The following is a 16,228-nucleotide window of genomic DNA, read 5'->3' on the forward strand; positions in this document are numbered from 1 at the left end:
CGGGCGCTCACGGTGTCAGCGCGTCGCGGGAGACCAGCCTGCCGTCCCGGAAGCAGAGGCGGTACGCGTCGCCGGACCGGTCGTCGAAGCGGTCGGCCGTCATCGCGTAGAACTCGCACGTCACTCCCTGTTCCTGGCGTTCCTCCGGTGCCGCGCCCGTCGGCCGCGCCGCCGACTGCCGGTCCGGCAGCACCTTTTCGATCTCCGGCCGATCCTGCCCCACCCGCAGCCGGGCGTAGTCGCCCGGGTCGAGGACGGACCGGGACGCGGCCACCGTCTCCCACATCCCCACCACGGCGAGCAGCACCGCCCCCGCCGCCAGCGGCACCGTCAGCGCGGTGAGCAGAGTGCGGCGGACGCGCCGCCGGGCCCGCCGGTAGCCCGGGAGCGCGGGGCTCTCCCGGTGGTCGGCGGGGAGCGGCGGGAGCTGCGCGGGGGCGCGGTGGGGCAGCCGGGCCGAGACGGTGAAGCCGCCGTCGCGGGGCCCGTGGTCGAGGGACCCGCCGACGAGCCGGACGCGTTCGTCCAGCCCGATGAGCCCGCGTCCGCCGTTGCCGGAAGGTGGGGCGGAGGGGTGCCGGGCCGGTGAGCCGGGCGGCGGGCCGGAGAGGTGCGCGGCCGGTTGCCCCGACCGTACGCCGGCCCCGGCAGCAGGGGCTCCGTTGCGGACCGCCACCCGGGTCTCCGTCGCGGTGTGCGAGAGCTCGACGGTCACGGACGCGCCGGGCGCGTGCTTGGCCGCGTTGGTCAGGGCCTCCTGCACGACCCGGTGCGCGGCGCGCCCGACGGTGGGCGGCAGCCCCGACGCGTCGCCGTCCACGGAGAGTCCGACCGGGAGCCCGGAGGCGGCCGCGTCGGCGACGAGCCGGGGGATGTCGGAGTCTCCCGGCGCCCGGGGCGGGCTCTCGCTCTCCTCGCGGAGGACCCCGACGACCTCGCCGAGGCGTTCCACCGCTGCCGCCGCCCTGCCCCGGATGTCCTGGGCGGCCCGCCGGTGCTGCTCGTCCAGGCCGGGCGCCAGTTTCAGGGCCCCGGCCGACAGGGCGATGAGACTCAGGTCGTGGCCCAGCACGTCGTGCATGTCCTGGGCGATCCGGGCCCGCTCCAGCAGCCTCGCCTGCTCGGCGACCAACTGCCTTTCCCGTTCCATCTGTTCGGCCCGCTCCCAGCCGGCCCGGACCAGCTCCCGGTACTGGCGGGAGAACCGCCCCACGAACCAGGGCACCAGCACGGCGAGGACGATGACCGCGACGAACTGCGTCGCGAGGGTGAGCAGGGACGGCACGAAGACCACCGCCACCGCCCCGGCTACCAGGGCCCCGGCCAGGAACAGGACGACGGTCCTGCCGCGCCCGGGCCCCCGCCCGGCGGCGAACGCGGCGATCGCGGTCGGCAGGCCCCACCACCAGCCCACCAGGCTCAGCGCGCCGAACGCCGCCGTGGCGGGCACCAGCAGACCCCCCGGGTCCGCCCACCGGAGGCCGGGCCGCCCGCAGGCCGTCCTTTTCACGAGGGAGAAGCTGTTCACGAGGGAGAGGTTACGGAGACCGGCGGGCCGTCCGGCACTGCCGAAAGTCACATGCCCGGAGCCGGGGAACCGTCCCGTACCGGCCGGGGCGCCGCGAGGTCGAGCGGCGTCTCCACGGGCAGCAGGGCGGCGGCCCGCTCCCGCTCCCCCGCCCGGACCGCCGCGTGGACCTCGCGGGCGAGCGGGGTGACATCGCGTACGGAGACGGTCCACTCGTCCGCGTACCGCCGGGACGCCTCGCCGCTCAGCCCGAGCTGGAGGGAGCGGTACGGGAGCGGGTTCAGGTCGAGGTCGCGTTCGGGGTCCCACTGCACCCGGGCGGGGGCGGTGCGCAGGCTGCGCTGCCAGGAGGCCTGGTCCGGGTGCACACCGCGTACGTAATGGGAGAGTTCGGCGTGGGCGAGGGCCCATTCCAGGCCGCTCCGGGAGATCTCGACGGCGAGGACGACCTCCTGCCCCTCCTTGGTGCCCCAGCCGCAGCGGTACATCATCCACAGGAAGCTGGGCTTGATCCAGGTCATCCGGTCCCGCTTCCACTCGGCGGGGAACCGTCCGTCGCGGGCGGCGGGGAGGCCGATGGCCGGCCGGTACGCCTGGTAGACGGTGACCGTGGTGGCGGTGTGGAGCGCGCGGATCTCGTGGCGGGGCGGGACGGGCGGGGTGTTCATACGCCCCAGGATGGGGGACACGACAGCGCCCGGGCATCCGGATTTCACCGGAGGCCCGGGCGCGGCCGGGGGGTCGGTCAGTGGTTGCGCGGGAAGCCGAGGTCGACGCCGGCCGGGGCGTCGGCCGGGTCGGGCCAGCGGGTGGTGGTGACCTTGCCGCGGGTGTAGAAGTGCACGCCGTCGTTGCCGTAGATGTGGTGGTCGCCGAAGAGCGAGTCCTTCCAGCCGCCGAAGGAGTGGTAGCCCACCGGGACCGGGATCGGCACGTTGACGCCGACCATGCCGGCCTCGATCTCCAGCTGGAAGCGGCGGGCCGCGCCGCCGTCGCGGGTGAAGATCGCGGTGCCGTTGCCGAACGGCGAGGCGTTCATGAGGGCGACGCCGTCCTCGTACGACTCCACGCGGAGCACGCACAGGACCGGGCCGAAGATCTCGTCCTTGTAGGCGTCGGAGTCGGTGGAGACCTTGTCCAGGAGGGACAGGCCGATCCAGTGGCCGTCCTCGAAGCCCTCGACCGTGTGGCCCGTGCCGTCGAGGACGACCTCGGCGCCCTGGGCTGCGGCACCCGTGACGTACGAGGCGACCTTGTCGCGGTGGGCGGCGGTGATCAGGGGGCCCATCTCGGAGGTGGGGTCGTTGCCGGGGCCGATCTTGATCTTCTCGGCGCGCTCGCGGATCTTCGCGACCAGCTCGTCGCCGATCGCGCCGACCGCGACGACCGCCGAGATCGCCATGCAGCGCTCACCGGCGGAGCCGTACGCCGCCGAGACCGCCGCGTCGGCGGCCGCGTCCAGGTCGGCGTCCGGGAGGACGAGCATGTGGTTCTTGGCGCCGCCGAGCGCTTGGACGCGCTTGCCGTTGGCGGAGGCGGTGGCGTGGATGTAGCGGGCGATGGGGGTGGAGCCGACGAAGGAGACGGCCGCCACGTCGGGGTGGTTGAGCAGGCCGTCCACCGCGATCTTGTCACCGTGCAGGACGTTGAGGACGCCGTCCGGAAGGCCCGCCTCGGACGCCAGCTCGGCCAGCAGGTTGGCGGCCGACGGGTCCTTCTCGCTCGGCTTCAGCACGAACGTGTTGCCGCAGGCGATCGCCAGCGGGAACATCCACATCGGCACCATGGCCGGGAAGTTGAACGGGGTGATGCCCGCGACCACGCCCAGCGACTGGCGGATGGACGAGACGTCGACCCGGTTGGAGACCTGGGTGGACAGCTCGCCCTTGAGCTGGGTGGTGATCCCGCACGCCAGCTCGACGATCTCCAGACCCCGGGCGACCTCGCCCAGCGCGTCCGAGTGCACCTTGCCGTGCTCGGCGGTGATCAGCGCGGCGATGTCGTCACGGTGGGCGTCGAGCAGCGCGCGGTAGCGGAAGAGGACGGCGGTGCGCTGGGCGAGCGAGGAGGTGCCCCAGGTGGCGTACGCGGCCTTCGCCGCCGCCACGGCCGCGTCGACCTCCTCCACGGAGGCCAGCGCGACCTGCGTGGTGACCGCGCCGGTGGCCGGGTCGGTGACGGGACCGTACTGGCCCGACGTGCCCTCCACTGTCTTGCCGCCGATCCAGTGGTTGACGGTCTTCGTCATGACGTACTCCTTCAGGCTTCGGGCAGGCGCGGGGGCTGGGCTCACAGGTGGCGGCGTCGGGCGGCGACCTGGCGGTCGTACTCCTCCCGGGCCTTCACCGCCGCCATTCGGCTCGCGGTTTCGGCTACCGGAACATCCCACCACGCCTGCGCCGGAGGGGGGCCCGACACTGTGTCGGGCGTTTCGGTCTCGACGTAGACACAAGTGGGGCCCTCCGCGTCGCGGGCCTCGGAGAGAGCTTTGCGCAGGTCGTCGACGGTGGCGGCGCGCAGGACCCGCAGGCCGAGGGAGGCGGCGTTGGCGGCCAGGTCGACGGGGAGCGGCGGGCCGGTGAAGCCGCCGTCGGCGTCGCGGTGGCGGTAGGCGGTGCCGAAGCCTTCGGCGCCGACCGACGCGGAGAGGCCGCCGATGGAGGCGTACCCGTGGTTCTGGAGGATCAGCAGCTTCAGCGGCAGGTTCTCCTGGACGGCGGTGACGATCTCGGTGGGGTTCATCAGATACGTGCCGTCGCCGACCAGGGCCCAGACCGGGCGGTGCTCCCGGCTGCGGGCTCCGGTGGCGAGGAGGACGCCGATGGCCGCCGGGATCTCGTAGCCCATGCAGGAGTAGCCGTACTCCACGTGGTACTGGTCGCGGGAGCGGGTCCGCCAGAGTTTGTGCAGGTCGCCGGGGAGGGAGCCGGCGGCGTTGATGAGGATGTCCTCCTCGGTGACGAGGTCGTCCAGGAGGCCGAGGACCTGGGTCTGGGTGGGGCGCGCGGTGGGGTCGGGGGTGGCGAAGGATGCCTCGACCCGCTCCTCCCACGCCTCCTTCGCGCCGGTGTACTCCGTCTCGTACGCCGGATCGACCCGGTATCCGCGTCCGGCGAGGGCCGCCGTGAGCGCCTCAAGCCCCGCGCGGGCGTCGGCGACCAGGGGGAGGGCGGCCAGCTTGTGGGCGTCGAAGGCGGTGATGTTGAGGTGGAGGAAGCGGACGGCCGGGTCGGCGAAGAGGGTGCCGGATGCGGTGGTGAAGTCGGAGAAGCGGGTGCCGATGCCGATGACCAGGTCGGCGGTGCGGGCCAGCTCGTCGGCGGTGGCGGTGCCGGTGTGGCCGATGCCGCCGACGTCGGCGGGGTGGTCGTGGCGGAGCGCGCCCTTGCCCGCCTGGGTGGAGGCGACCGGGATGCGGGTCGCGGCGGTGAACGCGGCGAGCGTCTCCTCGGCGGCGCTGTGCCGGACCCCGCCGCCCGCGACGATGAGGGGGCGGCGGGCGGAGCGGATCGCCCGTACCGCCGTCTCCAGCTCGTACGTGTCGGGCGCGGGCCTGCGGACGTGCCAGTCGCGCTCGGCGAAGAACTCCTCCGGCCAGTCGTACGCCTCCGCCTGCACGTCCTGCGGCAGCGCGAGCGTGACGGCCCCGGTCTCGGCGGGGTCGGCGAGGACCCGCATCGCCTGGAGGGCGGCCGGAATCAGCGCCTCCGGCCGGGTGATCCGGTCGAAGTAGCGCGAGACCGGCCGCAGACAGTCGTTGACCGACACGTCACCGGCGTACGGCACTTCGAGCTGTTGCAGGACGGGGTCGGCGGGCCGGGTCGCGAAGGTGTCACCGGGCAGGAGCAGGACGGGCAGCCGGTTGATCGTGGCGAGGGCGGCCCCGGTGACGAGGTTGGTGGCCCCCGGCCCGATGGACGTGGTCACCGCGTGCGCGGAGAGCCGGCCCGACTGGCGGGCGTACCCCACGGCCGCGTGCACCATGGCCTGTTCGTTGCGGCCCTGGAGGTACGGCATGCGGTGCGCGGTGCCGTTCCCTCCGTGGCCCGCCTCCACGAGCGCCTGGCCGATGCCCGCGACGTTGCCGTGGCCGAAGATGCCCCAGGTGGCGCTGATCAGCCGCTGGCGGCGGCCGTCGCGCTCGGTGTACTGCCGGGCCAGAAAGGCGACCAGGGCCTGAGCCGTGGTCAGACGGCGGGTGGGGGCCGGGTTCTTCGGGCTCTCAGGGCTCGCGGGACTCGCGGAACGTGCGGGGCTCGCGGGACTCGCGGGACTCGCGGGACTCGTCGGGCTCAAGGCGTTACCTCCGGGCCGGGCGACGGATGCGCCGTGTAGAGCGGGAGTCTGGCGTCGATCGGCTCATCCGGCCAGGTGTCGCGGATCCACCGGTGGTCGGGATGGTCGCGGATCAGCCAGGCGCGCTCCTCCCCCGGCCCGGCCATCACGTTCAGGTAGTACAGCGTCCGGCCGGGCGGGGCGATGGACGGGCCGTGCCAGCCGTCGGGGATGAGGACCACGTCGCCGCCGCGGACTTCGGCGAGGACGTCCGTACCGCCGTCGCGCGACGGGGAGACCCGGTGGTAGCCGAGCCCGCCGTCCTGCACGTCGAAGTAGTAGATCTCCTCCAGTTCGCACTCCTCGCCCGGCACGTGCTCGTCGTGTTTGTGGGGCGGGTAGGAGGACCAGTTACCGCCGGGGGTGAGGACCTCGACGGCGATCAGCCGGTCGCAGTCGAAGGTGTCGGCGGCGGCGAAGTTGTTCACCTGGCGGGAGCAGGTCCCGGAGCCGCGCAGCTCGACGGGTACCTCCGGCGCGGGGCCGTAGCGAGCGGGGAGTCGTCGCTCGCACTTCGCTCCTGCCAGGGCGAAGCGGCCTCCTGCGCCGGAGGAGATCTCTGCGCGGGCGTCGCGCGGTACGTAGGCGAAGTCGGAGACCCCGCTGAACACACTCTTCCTGCCCCGCAGTTCAAAGGTCTCACCTGCGATACGCACCGTACAGCCACCGGCCAACGGCAGGACGATCCATTCGCTGTCTCCGGTGACGAGCGTATGAACACCACCCGGCTCCAGCTCCAGCACCCGCAGGGCGGAGCGGTCCCAGCCGGCCGCCTCGGGATCGATGTCGACGGCGTACGCCCCGCGCGCGGCGCTGCCGGACGGCAGGTGGAACCGGCGCGGTTCCTGGCCCTGGTTTCGGTCCCGGTGCTGTCCCTGGCCCTGGTGCTGTTCCTGGTCCCGGTGCTGTTCCTGGTCGGGGTGATCCGTCGTCATGGCCCTTCCCTACCCGGCCGGAGCAGCGATACGGCGGTGTCGACGGCGAGCGTCACGTCCCCGTCGACCGGGTAGAGCAGCGAGCGTCCCACGACCAGCCCCCGCACCGTGGGCAGCCGCAGCGCGTCGCGCCACTTCCCGTACGCGGCGTCCTGGTCGTCGCCGACCTCGCCGCCGAGCAGGACAGCGGGCAGCGTGGAGGCCTCCATCGCCCGGCCCATGGCGTCGGGGTCGTCGGTGACCGGCACCTTCAGCCAGGTGTACGCGGACGTCCCGGCGAGGCCCGACGCGATGGCGATGGAGGTCGCCACGGCGGCGGCGCCGAGGTCGTTGCGGAGGCGGCCGTCGACGCGGCGGCAGAGGAACGGTTCGACGAAGACGGGCAGCCGGTGGGCGGCCATCGCGTCGATGGTCCGGGCGGCGGTGTGCAGGGTGTCCAGCGAACCGGGGTCGTCGTGGTCGATGCGCAGGAGCAGTTTCCCCGCGTCGAACCCCTGCCGGACCAGGTCGTCGGGGCGGTAGCCGGTGAACCGGTCGTCGAGCTCGAAGGCCGCGCCCGCGAGACCGCCGCGGTTCATCGACCCCATGACGACCTTGTCCTCCAGGGCGCCGAGCAGGAGGAGGTCGTCCAGGACGTCGGCCGATGCGAGCACCCCGTCGACCCCGGGGCGGGAGAGGGCGAGGCAGAGCCGTTCCAGCAGCTCGAAGCGGTTGGCCATGGCGAGGGACCGGTCCCCCACGGCGAGCGCGCCGCGCGCGGGGTGGTCGGCCGCGATGATCATCAGCCGGTCGCCCGGCTGCCGGATCAGCCGCCGTCTGCTCCGCCGCGCGGCGGCCTCGGCAACGGCCTCGGGACGCTCGGCGCGCAGCCGGACGAGCGCGGAGAGGGAGGGCGCGAGCGGCGTCATGAGTCCGCTCCGGTCCGGGGGGCCGTGGGGGCGTCGGGGGCGGCCCGCGACGCGAGTTCCGGCGTCACTGCCCCGGCCGCGAGGGCCTCCTCGACCTCGTCCGGGAACGGCATCGCGGACGAGCAGGCGAGCCGGGAGGCGACGATGGCTCCGGCCGCGTTCGCGTACCGCACGATGCGGTCCAGCGGCCATCCGGCGAGCAGCCCGTGGCAGAGCGCGCCCCCGAACGCGTCCCCGGCGCCGAGTCCGTTGACCACCTCGACCGGCAGCGGCGGGCAGTCGGCGGCGGTGCCGTCGCGGTGGACGGCGAGGACGCCCTTCGGCCCCTGCTTGACGACGGCGAGCTCCGCCCCGGCCGCGAGCAGGGCCCGGGCGGCGGCGTACGGTTCGCGTTCGCCGGTCGCGATGGCGCACTCGTCGACGTTGCCGACGGCGACCGTGGCATGGGCCAGAGCCTCGCGGTACCGCGCGGGCGCCTCGGCGCTGTCGTCGCCCCCGTCCCAGAACATCGGCCGCCAGTCGAGGTCGAAGACGGTGGCCGTGCGCCGTGGGGCGCCCGCCGGGCGCTCGGCCCGCGCGGCGCTCTCGCTGCGGGCACGGAGGGCGGCCAGCGTCGCGGACCGGCTCGGCTCGGCGCTGAGTCCGGTGCCCGTCATCCAGAAGATCCTGGCGTCGCGCACGGCGTCGAGGTCGAGGTCCGGGGCGTGGATCTCCAGGTCGGGGGCCTTGGGCCGGCGGTAGAAGTAGAGCGGGAAGTCGTCCGGCGGGAAGATCTCGCAGAAGGTGACCGGGGTCGGATACTCCGCGACGGCCGTCGCCCAGCGGGGGTCCACGCCGAACCGTTCCAGTTCCTGGTGGAGGTAGGCGCCGAAGGGGTCCTGCCCGGTCCGGGTGATGACCGCCGTACGCCGCCCCTGCCGGGCCGCCGCCACCGCGACGTTCGCCGGGGAGCCGCCGAGGAACTTGCCGAACGTCTCGACCCGGGCGAGCGGTACCCCGACCTCCAGCGGGTAGAGGTCCACCCCGATCCGCCCCATGGTGATCACGTCGTACGGCTCAGGCATGCCCATCCCTTCGCACCACCGGCTCGCACCGCCGGTTCGCCCCACCGGTGGCCGGCTGGTCCCAGGTCTAGCCCTCCGCCCGGAACCCTGTCAACATTTTGTCCGGACATTCGGACGAACCCTTGACACTCTTCCGCGCGGGCCAGGAGGCTGGCCGTTATGACCCCCTCCGTCCCCTCCTCGGCCCGCATCCGTATCGGCTCGGCCCCCGACTCCTGGGGCGTGTGGTTCCCCGACGACCCCCAGCAGGTGCCCTGGCAGCGCTTCCTCGACGAGGTGGCCGAGGCCGGCTACGCGTGGATCGAGCTCGGCCCGTACGGCTATCTGCCCACCGATCCGGCCCGGTTGGCCGACGAGACGCGCGGCCGGGGGCTCACGGTCTCCGCCGGAACCGTCTTCACCGGATTGCACCACGGCCCGGACGTCTGGGACCGGACCTGGGCGCATGTCGCGGACATCGCCGCGCTGACCCGGGCCATGGGCGCCGAACACCTGGTCGTCATCCCCTCCTTCTGGCGCGACGACAAGACGGGCGAGGTGCTGGAGGACCGCACGCTCACCCCCGCGCAGTGGCGCGATCTGACCGCACAGACGGAGCGACTCGGCCGGGAGGTCCGGGAGCGGTTCGGGCTGCGGATCGTCGTCCACCCGCACGCCGACACCCACATCGACACCGAGGAGAACGTCAACCGCTTCCTCGACGCCACCGATCCGGACCTCGTCTCGCTCTGCCTGGACACCGGGCACTACGCCTACTGCGGCGGAGACAGCGTCAAGCTCATCGAGACGTACGGGGAACGCATCGGCTATCTCCATCTCAAGCAGGTCGACCCGGAGATCCTGGCGGCGGTGGTGGCGGACGAGGTGCCGTTCGGCCCGGCGGTGGCCCGGGGCGTGATGTGCGAACCGCCCGGCGGAGTCCCCGCGCTGGAACCGGTACTGGACGCGGCGCGGGCCCTGGACGTCGACCTGTTCGCGATCGTGGAGCAGGACATGTACCCCTGCCCGCCGGACAAGCCGCTCCCCATCGCACGCCGCACCCGGGAGTTCCTCCGCTCCTGCGGACGCCCTGGCTCACCCCTCTGAGCCCGGGGGTCCTGGGCGAAGGTGGCGTCCTGGGCCAGCTGCCGGCCGCCTTCGCACCCAGGCCTGACAGCAGCCGCACCTCATCCTTTCTGTCACAGCAGTAACCGTTTCGGGACACATGTCTCCGTTACGCGGGTTTTCTGTCACAGCCGGTCGACAGCCCCACCCCGCCTGCCGCCAGGGGTCGTTCAACCGAGCACAGGCTGAGTGATCGTCGGCTTGGTCAGTGCAGAGAGGTGTCACCGATGACGGACAGAACGCTCTGGTCCTACAAGGACATTGCCGCGCACATCCAGGTCCAGCCGGACACCGTCCGCTCCTATCGCAAGCACGGGCTCCTGCCCCCGCCGGACCAGGTGAAGAACGGGAAGCCGTACTGGTACGGAGACACCGTCCGCGCCTGGGTCGCCTCGCGCCCCCGCAACCGGGGGCGCTGACGCCCCGCTACCCCTGGCCGGCGGCCCTGCGGAAGAGGGCCGTCCAGAGGAACGACTCCCCGAAGAGCGGTGATTCGGGTGCCTCGTCGCTCATCCGGCGCAGTTCGATCTCCGTCAGCCCCGAGAAGACGCGGCGCAGTTCGTCGTCCGTGTAGGCGAGTCCGCCGTGCAGACCACCCGTCAGATAGAGCTGGGCGTCCGGCAGTTCCGAGCCCATCCCGCCCGCCCCGGCGGCGAAGCAGGTGAGCGCGAAGTGGCCGCCGGGCGCCAGGCAGCGCTCCAGGAGGGCGAGATAGCTGATCCGCCGGTGGGGCGGTAGATGATGGAAGCAGCCCGAGTCGTAGATCAGGTCGTAGGGGCCGGCGAGGGCGGCCCCCGCCGCCGTCAGGGCGAACGCGTCACCGCGGTGGAACCGGATGGAGCCGGCCCCCGCCTCCTCGGCCCGCTCCCGGGCCCAGGCCAGCGCCGCCGGGGAGAGGTCGACCGCGTCGACGTCGAAGCCGAGCGCGGCCAGGTGGAGCGCGTTGCGGCCGGGCCCACAGCCGAGTTCGAGCGCGCGCCCCGGGGCGATCCGCCCTTGGCGGAGGTGGGCGTCGAGGTTCTCGTCGGGCTTGTCCGCGAAGAACGGCACCTCCCGTGAACGGTCCGCGTAGAACGCGTCCCACCAGGACGCCCCGTCGGCCGTCCACCGGTCCGCCTCCGGGGCGAACAGGCCGTCCATCAAAGCCAGCACGTCATCGACTGTGGATACGTTCCGGTCCATCCGGGCCCCCTTTTCCGTTGAGGAAATCTTAGGCTGGATGAGCAGGAAAGCCCAGGTCAGCGGCGTTTTGCCGATGCCGCCCGCGAGCCTGTGGAGCCTCCCTGGCGGGCGGAGGGGCCGGGCCCCCGCCCGTCACCCGTTCGGTGGCGGGCGGGCCCGTCCTGTCGCCTCCAGGAGGCATCCCCGGCTTCCCCGAGGACCCTTTCCGGACGACTTTCCCGCGCGGGTCTCAGCGTCGCGCCGGTTCGCCGATGTCCCTGCTGGTGTCCGATATCTCCTCGGTCTCCGCCGTCGCTTCGGGGTCCTCCTCAGGGCCTCCCCGGCCGCCCGGGTCCGGCAGAACGGCTGGGGCGACGGCCGGAGCGGCCTCCCCTTCGCTCAGGCCGAACCTGCGGTGGAAGGCCCTCAGGGGCGCGGGGGCCCACCAGGTGGAGCGGCCCATCAGCTTCATCACCGCGGGGACCAGCAGACTGCGCACCACCATGGCGTCCATCAGGACCGCGAGGGCGATGCCGAGCCCCAGCATCTTGGTGTTGGTGACCCGTGAGGTGCCGATGGCGACCATGACGACCGCGAGGATCACGGCGGCCGCGGTGATCAGCCCACCGGTGTGCCGGAGCCCGAAGGTGACGGAGCGCTCGTGGTCGCCGGTGCGGTCGTACTCCTCCTTGATCCGGGATATCAGGAAGACCCCGTAGTCCATGGAGAGTCCGAAGGCCACGCAGAACATCAGGACGGGCAGCGTCGTCTCGATGTCGCCCGTGCTGGTGAAGGCGAGCAGTCCGGAGAGGTTCCCGTCCTGGAAGACCCAGACCACCGCTCCGAACATCGCGGTCAGGCTGAGGGCGTTGAGCACGACCGCCTGGAGCGGGATGAGCACGCTGCCGGTGAGCAGGAAGACCACGAGCAGCGTCGCGACCACGATGATCGCCAGGGCCCAGGGCAGCCGGTCGGCTATGGAGTCCTTGGAGTCGACGAGGACCGCCGCCGTGCCCGTGACCGAGACGTCGAGCGAGGATGCGGAGGGCACGGCCCTCAGGTCGCGTACGAGCTGCTGGGTCTCCTCGCCGACGGCTTCGCCCTTCGGCAGCACGCTGTAGTAGGCGGCGGGGCCCTCGGCGACCAGGCCTTCGACCCGCAGGACGCCGGGGAGCTGCTCGATCCGGGCCTTCAGGTCCGCGTGGTCGGCCCGGGAACCCTGCCCCTCGACCAGCACCTCCAGGCCGCCGCCGGGGCTGCCGGGGAACCCGTCGCGGATGTGCTCCTGCACGACCCGGGACTCCGCGGAGGCCGGCAGCTGGCGGTCGTCCGCCGTGCCGAACTTGACCCCGAGGAAGGGCAGCCCGAGAAGCAGGAGCCCGACAGTCGTGACGATGGCGAAGACGGGCGCCCGGCGCATCACCAGCGCCCCCAGCCACGCCCAGCCCCGGCCGGGCGACGCGTCGGCGCCACCGGCGGAACCCGCCCCGGGACCACCGGCCGCAGCACCCGCCGGGTCCGCCCCGGCCGACGCGGTCTTCTTCCGGCGGCGGAGGAGCCGGCGCAGGTCCAGTGAGTTGATCCGGGGGCCGAGCAGCACGAGCGCCGCGGGCAGCAGGATCAGTGCGGCAGCGGCGGCCAGGAGGACCACGGCGATCCCGGCGTAGGCGAAGGACCGCAGGAAGTACTGGGGGAAGACGAGCATGGCCGACAGGGACACCGCCACGGTCAGCGCGGAGAACAGCACCGTACGCCCGGCGGTCCGCAGCGTCGTGCCCACCGCCGTCCGGGTGTCCGCACCGGTCGCCAGCTCCTCGCGGAAGCGGCGGACGATGAACAGGGCATAGTCGATGGCGAGTCCGAGGCCGAGGGCCGTGGTGAGGTTCATCGCGAAGACCGAGACGTCGGTGAACTCCGTCAGCCCTCGCAGCACCGCGTTGGTGCCGAGGATGGCGACGATGCCGACGGCGAGCGGCAGCATCGCGGCGACGGCGCTGCCGAAGACCATGACCAGCAGGACGAGCGTCACGGGCAGGGCGATCAGCTCGGCCCGCAGCAGATCTTCCTGGATGATCGTCTGCATCTCGTGCTGCACGGCGGCCGGCCCGCCGAGGGAGACCGTCACCGGCCCCCGCTCCCCCGCGAAGGCCGGGGCCAGCCGGTCGAGGGTCTCGCCCGCGGTCTTCTCGTCGCCCCCGATCCGGGCGGCGATGATCGCCTCCCGGCCGTCCTCGGAACGCAGGGCGGGCGACGCGGTCTCCCAGTAGGACCCGACGCCCGATATCCCGGGCTCGGCCTTCAGCCGCTCCGCCAGACGGGCGGCCTCGGCGGCCACGGCCGGGTCGTCGACGCCCGCGGAGCCGCTGTCCACCAGCAGGAGCAGATTGGGCTGCGAGGCCGGGAACTCCCGGGCAAGCACCTCCGTCGCGTACGTCGACTCGGCGTCGGGGGCCTGCCAGCCGCCGCTGCCCATCCGGTCCGCCACCCCGCTCCCGGCGAACACGGCGAGTGCGGTGATCACCAGTGCGGCCAGCAGCGCGAGCCGTGGCCGGGCGGTGACGAACCGGGTCCAGCCGCCGACCGGGGGCGGCGCGGAACGGTTGACTTCGGGCATGGTGCGGTGTCCCCTTCACCGAGACCCGGGCAGCGCAGGGCAGCATGGGTCGGTCGTTGCCGTTTATCGTGGCAAACACGAGTAGTCGCTCGCGTTTCTCTAGAATGCGAGCGACCACTCGCGTTTGTCAATCGCGTCATGAGAGCTGGGGATTGACCGTGCCGGAGGCCAAAGCCAACAAGACCGCCGCCGAGGCCGCCGTCGAAGCCGCCACCGGGGCGGCCGGGGACACCGCCGACGAGGCGCAGGACTCCGCCCGCCCCCGCCGACGCCGCCAGGCCCGCGGCGAGGCCCGGATCGCCCAGCTGCTCCGGGCCGCCGCCGATGTCTTCTGCGCCAGCGGCTACACCGCGTCCAGCACCAACGCGATCGCCCGCGAGGCCGGGGTCTCACCGGGCACGCTCTACCAGTTCTTCCCGAACAAGGAGGCCATCGCCGTCGAGCTCGGGGACCGGCTGCTGGACCGCTGGCGGGACACCTACGGAGCCGCCTTCGCCCAGAGCCACACGGAGCTGCCGCTCGACCGCATGCTGGACGCCGTGCTCGACCCGCTGATCGCCTTCAACTGCGAGAACCCGGCGTTCTTCGTCCTGATGCACGGCTCGGAGATCCCCGGACAGATCACCGAGGCGCACGACACGCTGCACGCCACGATGCTGACGCGGGTGGAATCGGTGCTCGCCGACTACCTCGCGGACCTGCCCGCCCCCCAGATCCACCGCATCGCCGAAATGGCCTTCATGGTGTTCAAGGCCGGGCTGGACCTGATCATGGCCTCCGAGGGCGAGGAGCGCGCGGCCTACATCCAGGAGCTGAAGACGGTGATGTTCCGCTACCTGGACCCCCTGGTCGGCGACGACGCGTCGTGCCCGGCGCCGACGGAGCGGATTGATACCCCCTAGGGGTATAGTATGGGTGAGGCGGGGACGCCACGGGGGCCTCTGCGGTCCCACGTGCCCCGCCGTGCCGCCCGAAACGTGTTCGCGAAGAGGAGAACGTCATGACCGCCGAGACCGCCACCACGCCGTCCACCGGTTCCTGCTGCTCGCCCACCGGCTCCTGCCACGACGGCGCGGCCGACGTGCAGATCGAGCAGGCCGACTCGGTCACCGCCGTGTACCAGGTCAAGGGCATGACCTGCGGCCACTGCGAGGGGGCCGTGTCGGAGGAGATCTCCGGGATCGCGGGCGTCACCTCGGTCGCGGCCGTCGCCTCCACCGGTCTGGTCACCGTGACGTCCAAGACCCCGCTGGCCGAGGACGCCGTCCGTGCCGCCGTGGACGAGGCCGGTTACGAGCTCCTCGGCCCGGCCGCCTGAGCGCCGGCCCTCCGCCGCACCACCCGTCCGCCGTCGGGCCGGCCGCACCAGTCGATACTGGTGGGGTACGGCCCGATCTGCGTTTTCCAGGAGTTCCGGACATGGCCAGCACAGCAGCAGCCCACTTCCCGGCCGCCGACGCCTCCGAGGCCGAGCTCATGATCGGCGGGATGACCTGCGCCTCGTGCGCCGCCCGCGTCGAGAAGAAGCTCAACCGGATGGACGGCGTCACCGCCACGGTGAACTACGCGACCGAGAAGGCCCGCGTCACCTTCGGGGAGGGGCTGAAGCTGGGGGATCTCGTCGCCACGGTCGAGAAGACCGGCTACACGGCCCGCCCCGTCGCCCAGCCGCCCGTTCCGGCCCCTGCACCCGCCCCTGAGAGCACCCGGGGGGCCGGCCCGGGCCCCGCGCCGGAGGTCTCCCCGAAGCCCGCCTCGGAGTCCACGCCGGAATCCGCCCCGGTACCCACGCCGGAGTTCACTCCGGAATCCGCTGCGGAGCCGGCTTCGGACCCCACCCCCGATTCCGTCGCCCGGGACGTCGAAGCCGAGCAGGAAGCCTCCCTCGCCGCGCTCCGTCAGCGCCTCGTCGTCTCCGCCGTGCTCGCCACCCCCGTCGTCCTGCTCGCCATGGTCCCGGCGCTCCAGTTCGACTTCTGGCAGTGGCTGAGCCTCACACTCGCCGCGCCCGTCGTCGTCTGGGGCGGCCTGCCCTTCCACCGCGCCGCCTGGACCAACGCCAAGCACGGCGCGGCGACGATGGACACGCTGGTCTCGCTCGGCACGCTCGCCGCGTTCGGCTGGTCGCTGTGGGCCCTGTTCCTCGGCGACGCGGGCATGCCCGGTATGCGCCACGGCTTCGACTTCACCGTCTCGCGCGCCGACGCCACCTCGACGATCTACCTGGAGGTGGCGGCCGGAGTCATCACGTTCATCCTGCTGGGCCGCTATCTGGAAGCCCGTGCGAAGCGGAAGTCCGGCGCGGCGCTGCGGGCGCTGATGCACCTGGGCGCGAAGGACGTCGCCGTACTGAGGGGAGGCAGGGAGGTACGTGTCCCGGCGGGCACGCTCGTCGTCGGCGACCGCTTCGTCGTCCGTCCCGGGGAGAAGATCGCGACGGACGGGACGGTCATCGAGGGCTCGTCCGCGGTGGACGCCTCGATGCTGACGGGTGAGTCCGTGCCCGTCGAGGTCTCGGTCGGCGACACCGTCACCGGCGCCACCCTCAACGCCGGCGGACGCCTCGTCGTCGAAGCCAC

The 16,228-nt window shown here is 72.9% G+C and carries 14 protein-coding genes; 5 read left to right on the plus strand and 9 right to left on the minus strand.

Annotated features, from left to right (window positions below; translation table 11 throughout):
• Positions 1 to 7: 7 nt before the first annotated feature.
• The 7 genes from IE134_RS12220 to iolC form a co-directional block, all read right to left on the minus strand.
• Positions 8 to 1,450 carry a sensor histidine kinase gene (locus tag IE134_RS12220; RefSeq protein ID WP_179888058.1) on the minus strand — a complete coding sequence of 481 codons (1,443 nt, stop codon included), beginning with the start codon at positions 1,448 to 1,450 and terminating at the stop codon, positions 8 to 10.
• Positions 1,451 to 1,575: 125 nt separating this feature from the next.
• On the minus strand, positions 1,576 to 2,196 hold the full coding sequence (locus IE134_RS12225) for a DUF4291 domain-containing protein (RefSeq protein WP_032785188.1): 621 nt from the start codon (positions 2,194 to 2,196) through the stop codon (positions 1,576 to 1,578).
• Between the two features lie 77 nt (positions 2,197 to 2,273).
• Positions 2,274 to 3,776, minus strand: a complete 1,503-nt coding sequence (gene mmsA, locus IE134_RS12230) for a CoA-acylating methylmalonate-semialdehyde dehydrogenase (protein WP_030721368.1) — start codon at positions 3,774 to 3,776, stop codon at positions 2,274 to 2,276.
• A gap of 41 nt (positions 3,777 to 3,817) precedes the next feature.
• Positions 3,818 to 5,824 carry a 3D-(3,5/4)-trihydroxycyclohexane-1,2-dione acylhydrolase (decyclizing) gene (iolD, locus tag IE134_RS12235; protein ID WP_373301886.1) on the minus strand — a complete coding sequence of 669 codons (2,007 nt, stop codon included), beginning with the start codon at positions 5,822 to 5,824 and terminating at the stop codon, positions 3,818 to 3,820.
• Entirely contained in the window at positions 5,821 to 6,798 is a 978-nt protein-coding gene (iolB, locus tag IE134_RS12240; RefSeq protein WP_229823516.1) for a 5-deoxy-glucuronate isomerase, read from the minus strand. The genes iolD and iolB overlap by 4 nt, the downstream gene beginning before the upstream one ends.
• A complete protein-coding gene (locus IE134_RS12245) occupies positions 6,795 to 7,706 on the minus strand; it encodes a Cgl0159 family (beta/alpha)8-fold protein (protein WP_030721375.1) in 912 nt (303 codons plus the stop codon). Before IE134_RS12245 ends, iolB begins: the two co-directional genes overlap by 4 nt.
• Complete coding sequence (gene iolC, locus IE134_RS12250) at positions 7,703 to 8,770, minus strand: 5-dehydro-2-deoxygluconokinase (RefSeq protein ID WP_050513832.1); 1,068 nt, start codon at positions 8,768 to 8,770, stop codon at positions 7,703 to 7,705. Before iolC ends, IE134_RS12245 begins: the two co-directional genes overlap by 4 nt.
• 159 nt (positions 8,771 to 8,929) lie before the next feature.
• Here iolC and IE134_RS12255 point away from each other — a divergent pair, with 159 nt between their 5' ends.
• Together IE134_RS12255 and IE134_RS12260 are read left to right on the plus strand one after the other, a co-directional pair.
• The gene (locus IE134_RS12255) at positions 8,930 to 9,856 is read left to right on the plus strand and encodes a sugar phosphate isomerase/epimerase family protein (protein ID WP_032785108.1); all 927 of its coding nucleotides are present in this window, start codon (positions 8,930 to 8,932) and stop codon (positions 9,854 to 9,856) included.
• Between the two features lie 245 nt (positions 9,857 to 10,101).
• Positions 10,102 to 10,293: a helix-turn-helix transcriptional regulator gene (locus IE134_RS12260; RefSeq protein ID WP_010064909.1), complete on the plus strand. Its 192-nt coding sequence runs from the start codon at positions 10,102 to 10,104 to the stop codon at positions 10,291 to 10,293.
• A gap of 7 nt (positions 10,294 to 10,300) precedes the next feature.
• On the opposite strand, the gene IE134_RS12265 is transcribed toward IE134_RS12260, so the two are convergent.
• Entirely contained in the window at positions 10,301 to 11,056 is a 756-nt protein-coding gene (locus IE134_RS12265; protein ID WP_030721384.1) for a class I SAM-dependent methyltransferase, read from the minus strand.
• Positions 11,057 to 11,285: 229 nt separating this feature from the next.
• Complete coding sequence (locus IE134_RS12270) at positions 11,286 to 13,649, minus strand: MMPL family transporter (protein WP_189430442.1); 2,364 nt, start codon at positions 13,647 to 13,649, stop codon at positions 11,286 to 11,288.
• A 158-nt stretch (positions 13,650 to 13,807) separates the two neighbouring features.
• Here IE134_RS12270 and IE134_RS12275 point away from each other — a divergent pair, with 158 nt between their 5' ends.
• From IE134_RS12275 to IE134_RS12285, 3 genes are all read left to right on the plus strand, one after another.
• On the plus strand, positions 13,808 to 14,551 hold the full coding sequence (locus IE134_RS12275) for a TetR/AcrR family transcriptional regulator (RefSeq protein ID WP_032769508.1): 744 nt from the start codon (positions 13,808 to 13,810) through the stop codon (positions 14,549 to 14,551).
• A 98-nt stretch (positions 14,552 to 14,649) separates the two neighbouring features.
• Positions 14,650 to 14,967: a heavy-metal-associated domain-containing protein gene (locus tag IE134_RS12280; RefSeq protein ID WP_189430444.1), complete on the plus strand. Its 318-nt coding sequence runs from the start codon at positions 14,650 to 14,652 to the stop codon at positions 14,965 to 14,967.
• A gap of 101 nt (positions 14,968 to 15,068) precedes the next feature.
• Positions 15,069 to 16,228: heavy metal translocating P-type ATPase (locus tag IE134_RS12285; RefSeq protein WP_189430446.1), on the plus strand; the 1,160-nt coding region annotated here is incomplete at its 3' end.

Origin of the sequence: Streptomyces rubiginosohelvolus, assembly GCF_014649875.1 — a bacterium.
In the GTDB taxonomy this organism is placed as follows: Bacteria; Actinomycetota; Actinomycetes; order Streptomycetales; family Streptomycetaceae; genus Streptomyces; species Streptomyces rubiginosohelvolus.

Bases quoted from the DNA above. Each gene is read 5' to 3' on its own strand.
- IE134_RS12280 (WP_189430444.1), top strand. From the start codon at position 14,650: ATGACCGCCGAGACCGCCACCACGCCGTCCACCGGTTCCTGCTGCTCG.
- iolB (WP_229823516.1), bottom strand. From the start codon at position 6,798: ATGACGACGGATCACCCCGACCAGGAACAGCACCGGGACCAGGAACAG.
- mmsA (WP_030721368.1), bottom strand. From the start codon at position 3,776: ATGACGAAGACCGTCAACCACTGGATCGGCGGCAAGACAGTGGAGGGC.
- IE134_RS12260 (WP_010064909.1), top strand. From the start codon at position 10,102: ATGACGGACAGAACGCTCTGGTCCTACAAGGACATTGCCGCGCACATC.
- iolC (WP_050513832.1), bottom strand. From the start codon at position 8,770: ATGCCTGAGCCGTACGACGTGATCACCATGGGGCGGATCGGGGTGGAC.
- IE134_RS12255 (WP_032785108.1), top strand. From the start codon at position 8,930: ATGACCCCCTCCGTCCCCTCCTCGGCCCGCATCCGTATCGGCTCGGCC.
- IE134_RS12245 (WP_030721375.1), bottom strand. From the start codon at position 7,706: ATGACGCCGCTCGCGCCCTCCCTCTCCGCGCTCGTCCGGCTGCGCGCC.
- IE134_RS12270 (WP_189430442.1), bottom strand. From the start codon at position 13,649: ATGCCCGAAGTCAACCGTTCCGCGCCGCCCCCGGTCGGCGGCTGGACC.
- IE134_RS12225 (WP_032785188.1), bottom strand. From the start codon at position 2,196: ATGAACACCCCGCCCGTCCCGCCCCGCCACGAGATCCGCGCGCTCCAC.
- IE134_RS12265 (WP_030721384.1), bottom strand. From the start codon at position 11,056: ATGGACCGGAACGTATCCACAGTCGATGACGTGCTGGCTTTGATGGAC.